The sequence below is a fragment of the Cryptosporangium minutisporangium genome (assembly GCF_039536245.1).
Classification (GTDB): domain Bacteria; phylum Actinomycetota; class Actinomycetes; order Mycobacteriales; family Cryptosporangiaceae; genus Cryptosporangium; species Cryptosporangium minutisporangium.
In genome coordinates this window covers 1-14,488 of record NZ_BAAAYN010000076.1, presented here as the reverse complement: position 1 = coordinate 14,488, position 14,488 = coordinate 1, and the positions used below count along the sequence as shown (strand labels likewise).

General features: G+C 72.4%; 12 protein-coding genes and 1 pseudogene. 5 read left to right on the top strand and 8 right to left on the bottom strand.

All coding sequences use genetic code 11. The features are described 5' to 3' along the window. The 3 genes and pseudogenes from ABEB28_RS40390 to ABEB28_RS40380 all read right to left on the bottom strand — a co-directional run. Positions 1-201 (bottom strand): annotated as a pseudogene (locus ABEB28_RS40390) (hypothetical protein); the annotation flags it as partial. Positions 202-215: 14 nt separating this feature from the next. Then, positions 216-1,835, bottom strand: coding sequence for an AMP-binding protein (locus ABEB28_RS40385; RefSeq protein ID WP_345733606.1), 1,620 nt, complete (start codon positions 1,833-1,835; stop codon positions 216-218). Beyond that, on the bottom strand, positions 1,832-2,758 hold the full coding sequence (locus ABEB28_RS40380) for an SDR family NAD(P)-dependent oxidoreductase (RefSeq protein ID WP_345733605.1): 927 nt from the start codon (positions 2,756-2,758) through the stop codon (positions 1,832-1,834). The genes ABEB28_RS40385 and ABEB28_RS40380 overlap by 4 nt, the downstream gene beginning before the upstream one ends. Before the next feature lie 86 nt (positions 2,759-2,844). Between ABEB28_RS40380 and ABEB28_RS40375 the strand changes: the two genes are divergently transcribed. After that, a complete protein-coding gene (locus ABEB28_RS40375) occupies positions 2,845-3,465 on the top strand; it encodes a TetR/AcrR family transcriptional regulator (RefSeq protein ID WP_345733604.1) in 621 nt (206 codons plus the stop codon). A 462-nt stretch (positions 3,466-3,927) separates the two neighbouring features. Beyond that, entirely contained in the window at positions 3,928-4,428 is a 501-nt protein-coding gene (locus tag ABEB28_RS40370) for a hypothetical protein (protein ID WP_345733603.1), read from the top strand. Between the two features lie 395 nt (positions 4,429-4,823). On the opposite strand, the gene ABEB28_RS40365 is transcribed toward ABEB28_RS40370, so the two are convergent. From ABEB28_RS40365 to ABEB28_RS40355, 3 genes are all read right to left on the bottom strand, one after another. Further along, a complete protein-coding gene (locus ABEB28_RS40365; RefSeq protein ID WP_345733602.1) occupies positions 4,824-6,737 on the bottom strand; it encodes a glycoside hydrolase family 15 protein in 1,914 nt (637 codons plus the stop codon). 618 nt (positions 6,738-7,355) lie between these two features. Then, on the bottom strand, positions 7,356-7,571 hold the full coding sequence (locus ABEB28_RS40360) for a hypothetical protein (protein ID WP_345733601.1): 216 nt from the start codon (positions 7,569-7,571) through the stop codon (positions 7,356-7,358). Between the two features lie 216 nt (positions 7,572-7,787). Further along, on the bottom strand, positions 7,788-8,504 hold the full coding sequence (locus ABEB28_RS40355; RefSeq protein ID WP_345733600.1) for a SanA/YdcF family protein: 717 nt from the start codon (positions 8,502-8,504) through the stop codon (positions 7,788-7,790). Between the two features lie 46 nt (positions 8,505-8,550). Between ABEB28_RS40355 and malQ the strand changes: the two genes are divergently transcribed. Next, on the top strand, positions 8,551-10,764 hold the full coding sequence (malQ, locus tag ABEB28_RS40350; protein WP_345733599.1) for a 4-alpha-glucanotransferase: 2,214 nt from the start codon (positions 8,551-8,553) through the stop codon (positions 10,762-10,764). A gap of 47 nt (positions 10,765-10,811) precedes the next feature. Here malQ and ABEB28_RS40345 read toward each other — a convergent pair whose 3' ends face one another. Next, complete coding sequence (locus ABEB28_RS40345) at positions 10,812-12,143, bottom strand: cytochrome P450 (RefSeq protein WP_345733598.1); 1,332 nt, start codon at positions 12,141-12,143, stop codon at positions 10,812-10,814. 180 nt (positions 12,144-12,323) lie between these two features. Here ABEB28_RS40345 and ABEB28_RS40340 point away from each other — a divergent pair, with 180 nt between their 5' ends. Both ABEB28_RS40340 and ABEB28_RS40335 read left to right on the top strand, forming a co-directional pair. Further along, entirely contained in the window at positions 12,324-12,749 is a 426-nt protein-coding gene (locus ABEB28_RS40340) for a nitroreductase family deazaflavin-dependent oxidoreductase (protein ID WP_345733597.1), read from the top strand. 95 nt (positions 12,750-12,844) lie between these two features. Beyond that, complete coding sequence (locus tag ABEB28_RS40335) at positions 12,845-13,663, top strand: ABC transporter ATP-binding protein (RefSeq protein WP_345733596.1); 819 nt, start codon at positions 12,845-12,847, stop codon at positions 13,661-13,663. Positions 13,664-13,746: 83 nt separating this feature from the next. On the opposite strand, the gene ABEB28_RS40330 is transcribed toward ABEB28_RS40335, so the two are convergent. Continuing rightward, a partial coding sequence (locus ABEB28_RS40330) for a putative PEP-binding protein (RefSeq protein WP_345733595.1) occupies positions 13,747-14,488 on the bottom strand: 742 nt, incomplete at its 5' end.

The following is a 14,488-nucleotide window of genomic DNA, read 5'->3' as shown; positions in this document are numbered from 1 at the left end:
GCGAGTCGCGGCGGCGCCGGTGCGCGGGCTTTGGGGAGCGGAACCGTCGGCGGCGCCGGACTCGGGCGGCCCGGCTTCGGGCGCGCGCGTTGCCGCGGCCGCGAGGTCGGCCGTCGCGGTACCTGCGCGGAGTTGGGCGGCCGCGGCGAGCGCGAAGCCCGCCCCGATCCCGTACGCCCAGAAAACATCGACCTCGACCATGGGGCCTCCCTGCCCTAGGACTTGAGCTGCCGGGTGAGCACCTTGCCGGTGGCGTTGCGAGGAAGGTCGTCGGTGAACACGACATCCCGCGGAACCTTGTACCGGGCCAAGTTCGCCCGGACGTGCGCGCGCAGCTCGTCCGCGGTCACGGTGGCCCCGTCGACCGGCACGACGTGGGCGGCCAGCCGCTGCCCGAACTCGTCGTCCGGGACGCCGAACACCGCGACGTCGGCGACGGCCTCGTGCCGGGCGAGCAGCTCCTCGACCTCCTGCGGGAACACGTTCTCGCCGCCGGAGACGATCATGTCGTCCTCCCGACCGTCCACGAACAGACGACCGGCCTCGTCGACGTGCCCCAGATCGCCGGTGTTCATCAACCCGTCCACGACGGCCTTTCCGCCGCCGCCGCTGTAGCCGGAGAACGTCATCCGGCTGCCGACGTGCAGGGTGCCGGTCTCTCCGGGCGGCAGGCGGCGACCGTTCGGGTCGAGCACCCGCACGGTGACGCCCTGCGCGGGCGGCCCGATCGTGCCGGGCGCCGCCCGCAGATCCGCAGGGGTCGCGAACGTGGACCAACCGGTCTCGGTCGAGCCGTACAGGTTGAACACGACGTCGCCGAACTCGTCGAGGAGGCGGTCGGCGAGCGCGGGCCCCAGCGGCGCCCCGGCGACACCGATCGCCTTGAGGCTCGTCGTGTCGCACTCGCGCCGGAGCTCCCGCGGCACCGTGAGCATGCGCTGCAGCATCACCGGGACGCCGAACAGCGCGGCGGCCCGATGCTGGGAGACCAGCTGCCACGCCACCTCCGGTTCGAACCGGCGGCGGATCACGATCGGGCTGCCCAGGGCCAGTGCGAGCGTCCAGTAGGCGAGCCCGAACCCGTGGAAGAGCGGCGGCAGGACGACCAGCGGGTCGCCGGACCGCAGGCCCATCGCGTCCACCATGCCGATCGCCGGAACCGCCAGTGCGAGCGGGCGCACGTCGCGCGGGGCGCCCTTCGGGGTGCCGGTGGTGCCCGAGGTCAGCATCACGATCCGGCTCGCTCCGCGGACCGCGGGCGCGGCCGGCGTGCCGCCGTCCTCGCGCAGAGGCAGATCCGCGGCGACGCGCGGGCCGGCGAACCCGGCCCGGTCGACCGCCTCGTCGAACTCGCTGTCCTGGAAGAGCGCCGCGACGCGTTCCCGGGCGAGCACCTCGGCCAGTTGGGGCCCAGCGAACTCGGTGTTGAGGAACACCAGGTCGGCGCCGATCGCCGCGCCCCCCAGCGTCGCCGTCGCGAAACCGGCGTGGTTGCGACAGAGGATGCCGAGCTTCGAACCCCGCCGCAGCCGGCCGTGGTGGTGGAGGAAGGCGGCGGCGGTGTCCGCGCGGCGACGCAGTTCGGCGTAGGTGACGACCTCGTGGTCGTCGATCACGGCCGGCCGGTCGGGGTAGCGGGCGGCGGCGATGCCGAGCATCGTCGGCAGGGCCGGCCCGTACCGGTACGCGGTGCGGACGACGTCCCCGAGCACCCGCGGCCGCATCGGGCCGACGATGCCGGTGCGCACCAGCGTGCGGGCGGTCTGCGCCACGAAGCCCACCGGCCCGCGGCCACCACGCCCGGCCGCCCGCCGCCGCGCGGCTCCGCCCCTCATCGCGCGGCCCCCGCCTCGTCCGCGGCGGTCGCGGCCTCGTCCCCGGCGGTCGCGGCCTCGTCCCCGGCGGTCGCGGCGTCGTGGGCCGTGGCTGCGGATCGCGTGGTGCGGTGGTACCGCGTGAGGGCGGCGTCCAGCGGGGCGGGCAGCGCGTCGCCGATCAGGCCGCCGACCCGCGCCCACCACGGGCTCACCAGGCGCGGCCGGTACGCGAGCGCTCGGCACACCACGGCCCCGGCCTCGTCCGCCGACATGCCCGGCAGCCGCGAGAACTCCGCGGTCGGCGCGCTCATCGCGGTGTGCACCAGCGGAAAGTGGATCGAGGTCGTCCGGACGCCGTCGGCCCGCAGCTCCGGCGCGGCGGCCCGGACCCACGCTTCGAACGCCGATTTGGACGCCAGGTACGCCGTCCACTGCGGCGGCGGCAGGTCGACGCCGACCGTCGAGATGTTCACCAGGTGGCCGCGTCCCCGCGCGCGCATCCCGGGCAGCAGCCCGAGCAGCAGCCGCACCGGCCCCAGATAGTTGACGTCGATCGTCCGGGTGTAGTCGTGGAAACGCTGGTAGGCGGCGTCGACCGGGCGGCGGATCGACCGCCCGGCGTTGTTCACCACGACGTCCACGCCGCCGTGGCGCGCGAGGATCTCGTCGACCAGGGCCTCGATCGCGTCCGGGTCGGACAGATCGGCGGGATGGTCGAACGCTGCGCCGCCGACCGCCTCGATCTCGGCCCGGACCGCCGCGAGCCGCTCCGCGGTGCGCGCGACCAGCAGCACGGTGCCCCCGGCGGCGGCCACCTGCCGGGCGGTGGCCTCCCCGATCCCCGACGAAGCCCCGGTGACCAGCACGGTCCGACCGGCCACCGCCGCGCGCAGCGCTCGCGGGTCCGGTCCGGGCCAGGCCAGCCCCAGCGCGGTGCGCACCCCGAGCGGCAGCCGCGACCCGCCCGGACTCCGCCGAGGCCTCGTCGCTAAGCTGAATGACGTGTCATTCCGCATGGGAGTAGACGATGCCACACCGTGAGGCCGCGCAGGGTGCCATTGCCCAACGGCGTCGTGACGAGATCGTCGGGGCAGCGCTGGAGATCTTCGCCGAGCGCGGTTACCACGCCACCGGCATCGCCGATATCGCCGCCGTCCTGAACATCGGGCACGGAACGTTCTACCGCTACTTCCGGAACAAGCGAGACATCGTCAGCCACGTGCTCGTCCATGTGCTGGAGCGGCTCAACGACACGATCCGCGACGAGAACGCGGCCGCCGCCGACACGCTGGACGAGTGCCGGGCGCAGTTCGCGCGGGTCGCCGAGAAGCTGTTCGCGGTGTTCACCGAGGAGCCGGCGCTCGGCCGCTTCTTCTTCGCCGAGGCGCTGGGGGTCGATCGGGATTTCACCCGAGCGCTGACGGCGGGGCTGAACACGTTCGGCGGCGTCACCCAGGCCTATCTGGCCAACGGCGTCGCGAAAGGCTTCCTCCGCGCCGACCTCGACGTCGGGGTCACCGCCCGCTCGATCAACGGCATGATCCTCGCCGCCGCGATCGACGCGTTCGACTCCCGCGACCCCGAAAAGGTCCGCACCCGCTGGCTAGCCGCCGCTCCCGACCTCATCCTCCGCGGCATCAAGGCATAACCGACGGAAGGCCCGGCCCTCGCCGGCACCCGACGAAATGGTTGTCGCGCTCTCCGGGTGCGCCGACCACATGAATGTCGCGCTTCCCGGGCCTCCGGCGCCATGGATGTCGCGCCCTCCGGGTGCCCGACCACATGAATGTCGCGCCCTCCGGGTGCCCGACCACATGAATGTCGCGCTTTCCAGGTGCCCGGCGGCATGGATGTCGCCATCCCGGGGTGCCTCGCAATGTGGATGTCGCCCTTCCCGGGTCCCAACCACATGGTTGTCGCGCCTCCCGGGTGCCCGACCCCATGGATGTCGCGCCCTCCGGGTGCCCGGCGACGTGGATGTGGCGTTCTCCGTGCCATAGCGCGGAATCCGCGACAACGACTGTGCGCGCCACCCGGAAGGGGCGACAACCATGGACAGGCGTCAGCTACTCGGATACGGACCACCAGAAACGTCACCGCACTCCGCGCCGTGGCCGAGCGCTGGTGCGTGCTTCGCGAAGGCACGTCTCGTCCGCGCTGCCAGCAACCCGCGGGAGAACCCATCCGCGAGACCCACGGGCGGTGGTTTTCCCGAAAATCCGCCTGCGCGGGCCCAGTCGAGGTGGCGTTCCCGAAAATCCGCGTGCGCGGGGCCCAGCGTGAGGTGCTCTTCCCGAAAGTCCGCGGACGCGAGCCCCCGAGTGAGGTGGGCTTCCCGAAAATCCGCGTGCGCGGGCCGGGCGACATGGTCTTCCCGAAAGAGCGTGTGCGCCAGGCCCAGCGTGAGGTGCTCTTCCCGAACATCCACGTGCACGGGCCGGGCGACATGGTCTTCCCGAAAGAGCGTGTGCGCCAGGCCCAGCGTGAGGTGCTCTTCCCGAAAAAGCGTGTGCGCGGGCCGCGGCTGGGGTGGTCTTCCCGAAAAAGCGTGTGCGCGGGCCGCGGCTGGGGTGATCTCCCCGAAAAAGCGTGTGCGCCGGGACCAGCGTGAGGTGCTCTTCCCGAAAGTCCATGTGTGCGGGCCGCGCGAGGTGGTTTCGGAAGCTCCGGGGTGGAGGGCCGCGGGTGGGGGGTGTTCCCGAAAAAGCGTGTCCGCGGGGCCCGGCGTGAGGTGGTGTTCCCGAAAATGCGTTGGCGCGCGACTGTCAGCGGGCCGGGCGGACGGCGCCGGCCAGCGCCGCCCCCCGGCTGCGGCGGCGCGCTGCCCCGCGTCCGCATGATGCAGTTGCCGTTGAAGCGCCGCCAGGCGCGCGCAGTGTTGTCCCCTGACTACGAACCTGGAGCCCGCCCAGGGCGGCGCTGCCGATCCGGCGCGGCCACGCCGCGTATAACTGCATACTCAAGTGGTCGCGCCCGCTCGGGAGCATCGTTCTGGGCGGGCCGCCCTCAGGGAGTGCCGTGTTCTGCGCGGATCACGTGCATCACCGCGTTGATCAGCGCGAGGTGCGTGAACGCCTGGGGGAAGTTGCCGAGGTGCTTGCCCGAGTACGGGTCGAGTTCCTCCGCGTACAACCCCAGCGGGCTCGCGAACGACAGCAGCTTGCCGCAGAGCTGCCGCGCCCGGTCCAGCTCCCCGATCTCGGCGAGCGCCGACACTAGCCAGAACGAGCAGATCGCGAACGTGCCCTCCTCGCCACGCAGGCCGTCGTCGGTCTCCTCCACCTTGTAGCGCAGCACGAGGCCCTCGACGGTGAGCTCGTCGGCGATAGCCAGCACCGTCGCCTTGATCCGCGGGTCGTCCGGCGGCAGGAACCGCACCAGCGGCAGCATCAGCGCGGATGCGTCCAGCGCGTCGGTGTCGTAGTGCTGGGTGAACACCCCGCGCGAGTCGACGCCGTGTTCGCAGATGTCGGCGTGGATCTCGTCGGCGACCTTCTGCCACGAGTCGGCCAGCTCGTACTCCTGCCGGAGCCGGGCCAGCCGCGCTCCCCGGTCGACCGCGACCCAGCACATCACCTTCGACGACGTGAAGTGCTTGGGCTCGCCGCGGACCTCCCAGATCCCCCGGTCGGGCTCCCGCCAGTGTTCGATCGCCTTCTCCACCTGACGCCGCATGATCTTCCAGGTGCGGTCGTCCAGTCGGTCGCGTGACCGGGTGTGCAGGTACATCGAGTCCAACACGGCGCCCCAGACGTCGTGCTGCTGCTGGTCGAACGCGCCGTTGCCGATGCGCACCGGCCGCGCGCCGTCGTACCCGGACAGGTGGTCGAGCACGTGCTCGGTGAGCACCCGCTCGCCGTCCACTCCGTACATGACCTGCAGGTCGCCCTGGGACGCGACGTCGGCGACGAAGTTGAAGAAGTCGTCGGCCTCCCAGTCGAAGCCCAGCGTGTACAGGCCCCAGAGCGCGAACGTCGAGTCGCGGATCCAGCTGTAGCGGTAGTCCCAGTTCCGCTCCCCCTGGGGGGTCTCCGGCAGCGACGTCGTCGCCGCGGCCACCAGCGCGCCGCTGGACGCGTAGGTCAGACCCTTGAGCGTGAGCGCGCTGCGCTGCAGGTGACCACGCCACGGGTGGTCGGGGAACGAGCCGCGGGCCAGCCAGTGCTGCCAGTGGTGTGCGGTCCAGGTCTGGCGCGCGATCGCGTCGTCGACGTCGTACGGCGGCTCGACCGACGCCCAGGAGAGCACGGCGAACCGCTGGTCGCCCTCCTTCAGCAGCGTCCGTGAGGTGGCGCGGCCACCCTCGAAGCCGATCCGCATGTCGGTGGTCAGCCGCAGCTTGGGCGCGCTGTCCTCGCCGTTGGCGCTGGTCGCCATGCCCTGGTGGTAGCCGCGGTCGGTGTAGGACCAGCGGGCCTGGTAGCGCCCGTAGTCGAACATCGGCTCGCAGTCCATCACGACCTGGACTTCGCCCTTCACGCACCGGACGGTCCGCAGCAGCATGTGCTGCGCGTCGTAGTCGGTGGGGGCGCGCCGCTGGGTGGGCGAGAAGTGGTCGTTGTGGTGCCACGGGCCGATCAGCAGCGTGTCGCGGACGATCAGCCAGCCGCCGGAGGACTCCCAGGAGGTCTCCAGGACCATCGTGCCGGGCAGGTACCGTCGGTCGACCGGCACCATGTTGTCGGCCGGCCCGAGCCGGAAACCGCCGGCGTCCCGGTCGAGCACCGCGCCGAAGACGCTCGGCGAGTCCAGCCGCGGCAGGCAGAGCCACTCGACGTTGCCGCTCGGTGCGACCAGCGCCATGACTTCGCAGTCGGAGAGGAAGCCGTAGTCCGCGATCGGCGGGAACGGCGAGCGGGCTGCCAGGGCGTCGGCCGACACCGGCACGCGGATGCGGTCGAAACCGCCGCCACTGATCATCGGACGCCCGCCCGGAGCACGGCCCGGTCGTTCGTGCTCGCCGACCCGCCGACGAGCCGTCGCGGCCCGCCGCGCGAATCACCGGGCCTGTTGACGGACCGTAGCGATCCGCTGCGCGCTTGGATCACCATCGGCGCCGCACCTCCTCGTCCTTCCGGCCGACACGCGGCCATGCCTGTACCCGCGGGAATGGGCTGACCCCCCAGCCTGCTCACCGTCGATGACGGCCGCGTCTCCCCGCGGTGACAATGAGAATTGTTCAGCGTCCGAAGCGCGCCGAGCCGAAGGCTTTGCGTGCGGGCCGGCTGAACAAACCTCAGTGTGTAGCACCTCCCCGGGCCTCCGGACCAATCGCGAGACGGATGCCGTTCGGACGCCGGTCGACCTGCGTTCACCGCCACGTTGCCACCCTCCTGACCTCGTGTCACGGTACGTACGGACGGTTTTCTGAATCCATCCGGTGACTGGCGTCGAGGACGAGCGTAAAGCCCACCTCCGCCGGGGTTCGGTGCGGCGTGGGCGAGGCCGCGTCGACACACGGAAAGACCCGCACGCGTCGGCGTTGCCGCGTACGGGTCGGTCGGGAGACAGAGCCGCGAAGATTCGGTCGGAGGCGTCTCAGGCCGCGAGAGTCTGGATTGCCCACTGCATTCGGGCGACCGCCGTCTCCGGGTGCTCGCCGAACTCGGCGGCGAGCCGGGCGGCGCATCCGTCCGCACCGCCGCAGCTCCGCAGAGCGCTGGCGATCGCGGCGCGGACCTCCTCCGGCGTGGGCAGGTCGGACGGCTGCAGAACGCTGACGAACAGTGCCTCGGCGTCGATGATGGTGCTCATGACCTTCTCCCCTCGCTCGTAACCTGAAGTGGCGCTGCCCCGGTGCTGTTGTGGTGCTCTCAGGGTGCGCCCGGGGAGCGGTCCGGACGATCGGCCGTTGGACACTTGATCTGTCTCTTACCGAACACTCGCGAATACGCCGTTCGGATGAGGCTCGGGAGCAATTCGCGTCGGCGCGTTCGGCACTTGCCATCGACGCGCTAGGGTGTTCGCGTTCTACCTGCTCAGGGCCTTGTCGAGCGCGGAATCGCGCGGGGAAACTACCACCGGCGGCCGATCCCGCAGGGCGTCCCCGGCGGCCTTGAACGCGGCCGGTACCTCCCGCACCCGGTTGCGCCACAGTGTCTTGTCGCTACACGTGTCACACCGGCTCGCCACCCCGTCCGCGTCGATGCCTACGTGGCGGCAGAGCGTCACCGCCCGGGGGACGTGGAACGACTGACTCACCAGCAGTGCACGCCGCACTCCGAAGACCTGGTGCGCCCGCGCGCAGGTGTCGTAGGTGTCGAGCCCGTTCGGGTCGCCGACGATCCGGTCGGCAGGCACTCCCCGCGCCGTCAGGTACCGCGTCATCGCCGCCACCTCGTCGCCGGACGTGCCCCGCCCGTCCCCGGAGACGAGCAGCGCCCGGACCGTGCCGGCCCGGTAGAGCTCCGCCGCGGTGTCCAGCCGACCGGCCAGGAACGGCTTCGGAGTGCCGTCCGGGCGTAGCTGAGCACCGAAGACGATCGCGACCGGAGCGTCCGGAGCCTCGTCCACGCCGTACCGGTGCCCCGCCGACGCGGTCAGAGTCCACGCCACCGAGGCGACCAGGGCCAACACCCCGAGGACGACGAACCCGATCGCCAGCCCCAGCAACCGCCGCCGCGGTCTGGCGGGGTGCCCCTCGCCGTCCGCTTCAACCTCGGGCGACACGTCGGAAACGTCACTCATGGCGCTAGCCAACCAGCCGGTCGCAACCCGACTAGGTTGATCGGTCGTGGGTGCACAGACGGCAGCAAATGACAGCATCGACCCGGACCTGGCCGCGCTGGCCGCCGCACACGGCGTCGCCACCGAGTACGTCGGGTCGACCGGACGACCGGTGACCGTCACCGCGTCCACGGTCGTCGCCGTGCTCGGCGCGCTCGGGGTCGCGGCGGACACGCCCGAGGCGATCGCGGCGTCGCTCGCCGACGCCGAGCTGACCCCTTGGCGGCGGCTGCTGCCGCCGACCGTCGTCGTGACTGCGGACGAGCCGGCCACCGTCGTGGTCCGCGCCCCGGCGGGTGGGTCGCTGTCCGCGCGCGTCCGCACCGAGGACGGGGCCGAGGTCACTGCCACTGCCTCAGCGGACGTGACGGAGGCGCGCGACGTCGACGGGGTGCCGCACGAGGCGCGCACCGTGACGCTGCCCGCGTTGCCGCCCGGCTGGCACCGGCTGTCGGTCTCCACCGGGACCGGGTCGACCGGGAGCGGGTCGACCGGGGCTGGGACCGCCGAGGCCGTGTTGGTGGCCGCACCGGCCCGGGTGCCGTACCCGGCGGACGCCGGCCGGGTCTGGGGCTGGATGCTCCAGCTGTACGCGCTGCGCAGCGCCGAGTCGTGGGGGCTGGGCGACTACGGCGACCTGCGCGAGCTGGTCACCTGGAGCGGCGCCGAGCTGGGCGCCGGGACCGTCGTCTGCAACCCGCTGCACGCGCCGTCGCCGGTGCTGCCACTGGAGAACTCGCCCTACTACCCGTCGAGCCGGCGCTTCCGGAGCCCGCTGTACCTGCGGATCACCGACACGCCCGAGTACCGGGCCGCGTCGCCGGAGCAGCAGGCCGCGGCGGACGCCCTGCGCCCGGAGGCGCCCGCCGATCGGATCGTGCGCGACCCGGTGTGGACCGCGAAGCTCGCGGCGTTGGAGCTGCTGTTCGACCTGGCGCGCTCCGGCGAGCGGGCCGCCGCCGTGGCCGCGTTCCGCGCCGAGCAGGGCCAGGGCCTGGAGGACTTCGCGACGTTCTGCGCGCTGGCCGAGGAGCACGGCGTCCCCTGGCAGTCCTGGCCGGACGAGCTGCACCACCCGGCCGGGGACGCGGTGGCCGCCGCGCGCACGCGGCTGACCGACCGGATCGAGTTCCACGCCTGGCTGCAGTTCCTCTGCGACGAGCAGCTCGCCGCGGTGGGGGACGCCGCCCGTGCGGCGGGGATGCCGGTCGGCGTCGTCCACGACCTCGCGGTCGGCGTCGACCCTGGCGGCGCCGACGCGTGGGGCCTGCAGGACGTGCTGGCCGACGGTGCGACGATCGGCGCGCCGCCGGACTCGTTCAACCAGCAGGGCCAGAACTGGCAGCTGCCGCCGTGGAACCCGCGACGCCTGGCTGAGGCCGGGTACGGCCCGTACCGGGACATGCTCCGGGCGGCGCTGCGGTCGGCCGGCGGTGTCCGCATCGACCACGTCCTCGGGCTGTTCCGGCTCTGGTGGGTACCGGCCGGGCGCTCGGCGACCGAAGGGACGTACGTCCGCTACGACCCGGATGCGTTCCTCGGCGTGCTCGCGCTGGAGGCTCACCGCGCCGGCGCGCTGGTGGTCGGCGAGGACCTGGGCACGGTCGAGCCGCACGTCGCCACCGCACTGGCCGCGCGCGACGTCCTCGGCAGCAACGTGCTCTGGTTCGAGCGGGACGACCCCGATCCGTCCGTCGACGTCGAAGGTGAACTGCCGGAGCGACCGCGGCCGCCGGCCGCGTGGCGGGAAGGCGCCGCGGCGAGCGTCACCACGCACGACCTGCCGACCGCGGCCGGGTTCCTCACCGGGGAGCACGTCCGGGTCCGAGCCGAGCTGGGCGTGCTGGGCCGCTCGGTCGACGAGGAGCTGGCGAGCGCGGCGACCGAGCGGGCGGCCCTGATCGGGCTATTGCGGTCCGAGGGGTTGCTGACTGGCCCCGACGAGCCGGGGCAGGCGACTGAGGAGGCGGTGCTCGGGCTGCACGCGCTGCTGGTCCGGACGCCGTGCCGGATGGTGCTCGCCGCCCCCGGAGACGCCGTCGGCGACCTCCGGCAGCCGAACCTGCCCGGCACCATGGACGAGTACCCGAACTGGCGGCTGCCGCTCGCGGTGCCGGGCGACGCCCCGGAGGAGCACCGGCCGGTGACGCTGGAGGAGTTCGTCTCCTCCCCCCGCGTCCGCCGCTTCGCCGCCGTCCTGGCCCAGGTCCGCAGGCGCTGACTTACGCCGAATCCGCCTCCACGGCGCGCGTGGAGGCGGATTCGGCGTCAAACGGCGTGGGGCTCGGGTTCGGCGGGGCGGTTGCTGTTCAGGTGAACCGGGATCTGGTCGAAGCCGCGGAGGGTGCGGGTGCTGCGCAGCGAGGGCTTGCCGGCGAGCGAGAGGTCGGGGAACCGCTCGAACAGGCGGCGTAGCCCGATCTCGCCCTCCAGCCGCGCCAGCGACGCCCCGAGGCAGTAGTGGGCACCGCTGGAGAACGCGAGGTGCTCCTTGGCGTTGCTGCGGCGGACGTCGAACGTGTGCGGGTCCGGGAAGACCTCGGGGTCCCGGTTGGCGCCACCGATCATCGCGGTGACGAACGAACCGGTCGGCACCGGCACACCGCACACCTCGGTGTCCCGGATCGACCGCCGGCTGGTCGCCTGCACCGGGGACTCGAACCGCAGGATCTCGTCGACCGCGTTCGCCCAGAGCGACGGGTCGGCCTCCAGCGCCGCGCGCTGGTCCGGGTTCTCGATCAGCAGCACCGCCCCGCTGCCCAGCAAGTTCACGGTCGTCTCGAAGCCGGCCGCGAGCAGTAGCCCGGCGATCGCGAGCAGCTCCCGGTTGTCGAGCTGGCCGCTCGCGTCGTCGAGGTGGACGAGCTGGCTGACGATGTCGTCACCGGGCTCCCGGCGGAGCTTCTCGAAGTGGCCGTACATCCAGTCGGACATCTGCTCCAGCGCGGTCTCCGACTCGACGTACTGCTGGTAGGACAGACCGATGTCGAGCACGGGCGCGGCCATCGAGCCCCAGGTCAGGAACTGCTTGCGCATGTCCAGCGGCACCCCGAGGATCTCCGCGATCACGGTGACCGGAAGCAGGCTGGCGAACTCCGACACCAGGTCCAGCGGTTGGCCGTCCGGGCGCGCGGCCATCGCGTCGAGCAGTTCGGCGGTGCGCTCCTCGACCCGGCCCCGCAACGCCTCGACGGCCTTCGCGGTGAACACGCGGCTCACCAGCCGCCGGTACCGGGTGTGGTCTGGCGGGTTGGTGACCAGCAGCGACGGCGGATCGATCGGTCCGACGATCCGCTCGTCGGCGGCCACCCGGGTGAAGAGCTTCCGCGCGAGGAAGGGCATCGCCTCCGGGTCGAACCCGACCGCGAACGCATCGCTGCGCAGGATGTCGGTGACGGCCTGGTGGCTCACCGCCTGCATCATGAGCTGGCCCGGCACCAGCGGCCCGCGGGCCCGGATTTCGTCATAGGTCGGGTAGGGGTCCGCACGGGCGGCGGGGTCGCTCAGAATGCGCGCGTGCAGGTCTCCCCGGCGGTGCGCCCTTCCGATCACGACCCGCGCCACCCCGTGCCGGCCGATCCACCGGATCCTGGTCTTCACCGACACCTGACACACACTCCTCGGTTCACTCCGGTCCGAACCGCTCCATTGTGTCCGCGCTGGCGGTGGCCGCGGACGCGTTCGCGAGAGCTTGTCGCATTCTGCACTCCTTCGAATCCTGACAGTGGATGTCATGCACCTGGACCAGAGTGACGGGTGACCGAATCTCCAGGAGGACACATGACCGTGCCCGACGACATCGGGGCCCACAATCAGCAGCTGATCGCCCAGTTCCGGGAGAGCCGCGGAGCCGCGATGGGAGATCGTCCGCTGCTCCTGCTCACGACGGTGGGGGCCCGCTCCGGGCTCCACCGCACCACGCCGATGATGTACATCCCGGACGGCGACCGGCTGCTCGTCGTACCGTCCAACGTCGGTGCCCCCCGCCATCCGGACTGGTACCACAACCTCGTCGCTAACCCGCGGGTGACGGTGGAGGTCGGCAGCGAGACCTACGAAGCCGACGCCGTCGTCACCGCAGGCGCCGAGCGGGACGCCCTGTTCGCCCGCATCGTGGAGAAGTACCCGTTCTTCGCGGACCATCAGGTGAAGACTCCGCGGGTGATCCCGGTCGTCGCGTTGGTCCGGGTCGATGCCACCGACTGAGCCCGCGGGTTAGGCTGTTCCGCGCCATGGTTAGGCTCACCTAAGATGCTTGGGTGTGGCCGCCGTCGGGGGTCGCGCGTGCGGGAGGAGACGGGATGGCAGGCCGGTCCCGGTTGTACGCCGAGAAGGTCGAGCTGGCCTACGACCAGCGCGTCGTCGCCGAAGGGCTGGACGTCGAGATCCCGGACGGTTCGCTGACGGTCATCGTCGGCCCGAACGCGTGCGGCAAGTCGACGCTGCTCCGCGCGCTGGCGCGGATGCTCAAGCCGAAGGCAGGCGCGGTCCACCTCGACGGGCAGCTGATCAGCTCGCTGCCGTCCAAGGAGGTCGCGCGGCGGCTGGGCCTGCTGCCCCAGAGCCCGACCGCCCCGGACGGCATCACGGTGGCCGACCTGGTCTCCCGCGGCCGGTACCCGCACCAGAAGCTGCTGCGCCAGTGGTCCCGCGAGGACGAGAAGGTCGTCGCCGAGTCGATGGCGGCGACCGGCGTCCAGGACTTGGCGCTGCGGCTCGTCGACGAACTCTCCGGCGGCCAGCGGCAGCGGGTGTGGCTCGCGATGGCGCTCGCCCAGCAGACGCCGATCCTGCTGCTGGACGAGCCGACCACCTACCTGGACATCGCGCACCAGCTCGAGGTGCTCGACCTCTGTGCCGAGCTGCACGAGCGGGAGAACCGGACGCTCGTCGCTGTGCTGCACGACCTCAACCACGCCTGCCGGTACGCGACGCACCTGATCGCGATGCGCGCCGGAAAGGTCGTGGCGGAGGGGCCGCCGTCCGACGTCGTCACGGCTGAGCTGGTCGAGGACGTGTTCGGCATCCCGTGCCAGGTCGTCCCGGACCCGGAGACCGACACTCCGCTGGTGATCCCCGCCGCCCGTCGCCGCCGGGCCGCCGCGGCCGTCACCCGCTGAGCCGACGGCTCAGCGCGGCCACCTGACGTCAGGTGGACCCTTCCACGGGCACGGAAGGGTCCACCTGACGTCACGCGCAGCCTTCACCGCCCGGTGAAGAGCGCGCGAGCCTCGGCCGTGCTGCCGCGAGTGAGTGCCTCCGCGGCGAGGGCCGCCTCCGAACCGGCGGAGATCTCCCGGACCGCCTGCTTCACGCCCGGCACCAATGCCGGTGCGACGCTCAGCTCGCGGACGCCGAGCCCGACCAGCACCGCGGCCGCCCCGGGCTCCGACGCGAACTCACCGCAGACGCTGACCGTCACCCGGTCCCCGGCCGCACGGCACACCGCGTCGACCAGGCGGAGCACCGCGGGGTCCCACGGATCGCCGAGCGCCGCCACTCCCCCGTCGCCGCGGGCGGCCGCGAGCGTGTACTGCGTGAGGTCGTTGGTGCCGACGCTGAACACGTCGACGAGCGGCGCCAGCGCGGACGCCTTGAGCGCGGCGGCAGGCACCTCGACCATCGCGCCGACCCGCAACCCCGACGGCGTACCGCGGCCCACCGCCCGGACCGCGTCGTCCAGGGCCGTCCGGGCGGCGGTCAGCTCGTCGACGGTGCTGACCATCGGGAACAGCACGGTCACCGGCGTCTCGTACGCGACCTGCACCATCGCGGTCAGCTGCGCCGTGAACAGATCCGGGCGCAGCAGCGAAAACCGCAGGCCGCGGACGCCGAGGAACGGGTTGTCGCCCGGCGGCACCGGCGCGTACGGCAGCGGCTTGTCGCCGCCGACGTCGAGCGTGCGGAGCGTGAGACGTCGTCCGCCGAGCGCGTCGGCGAGCGCG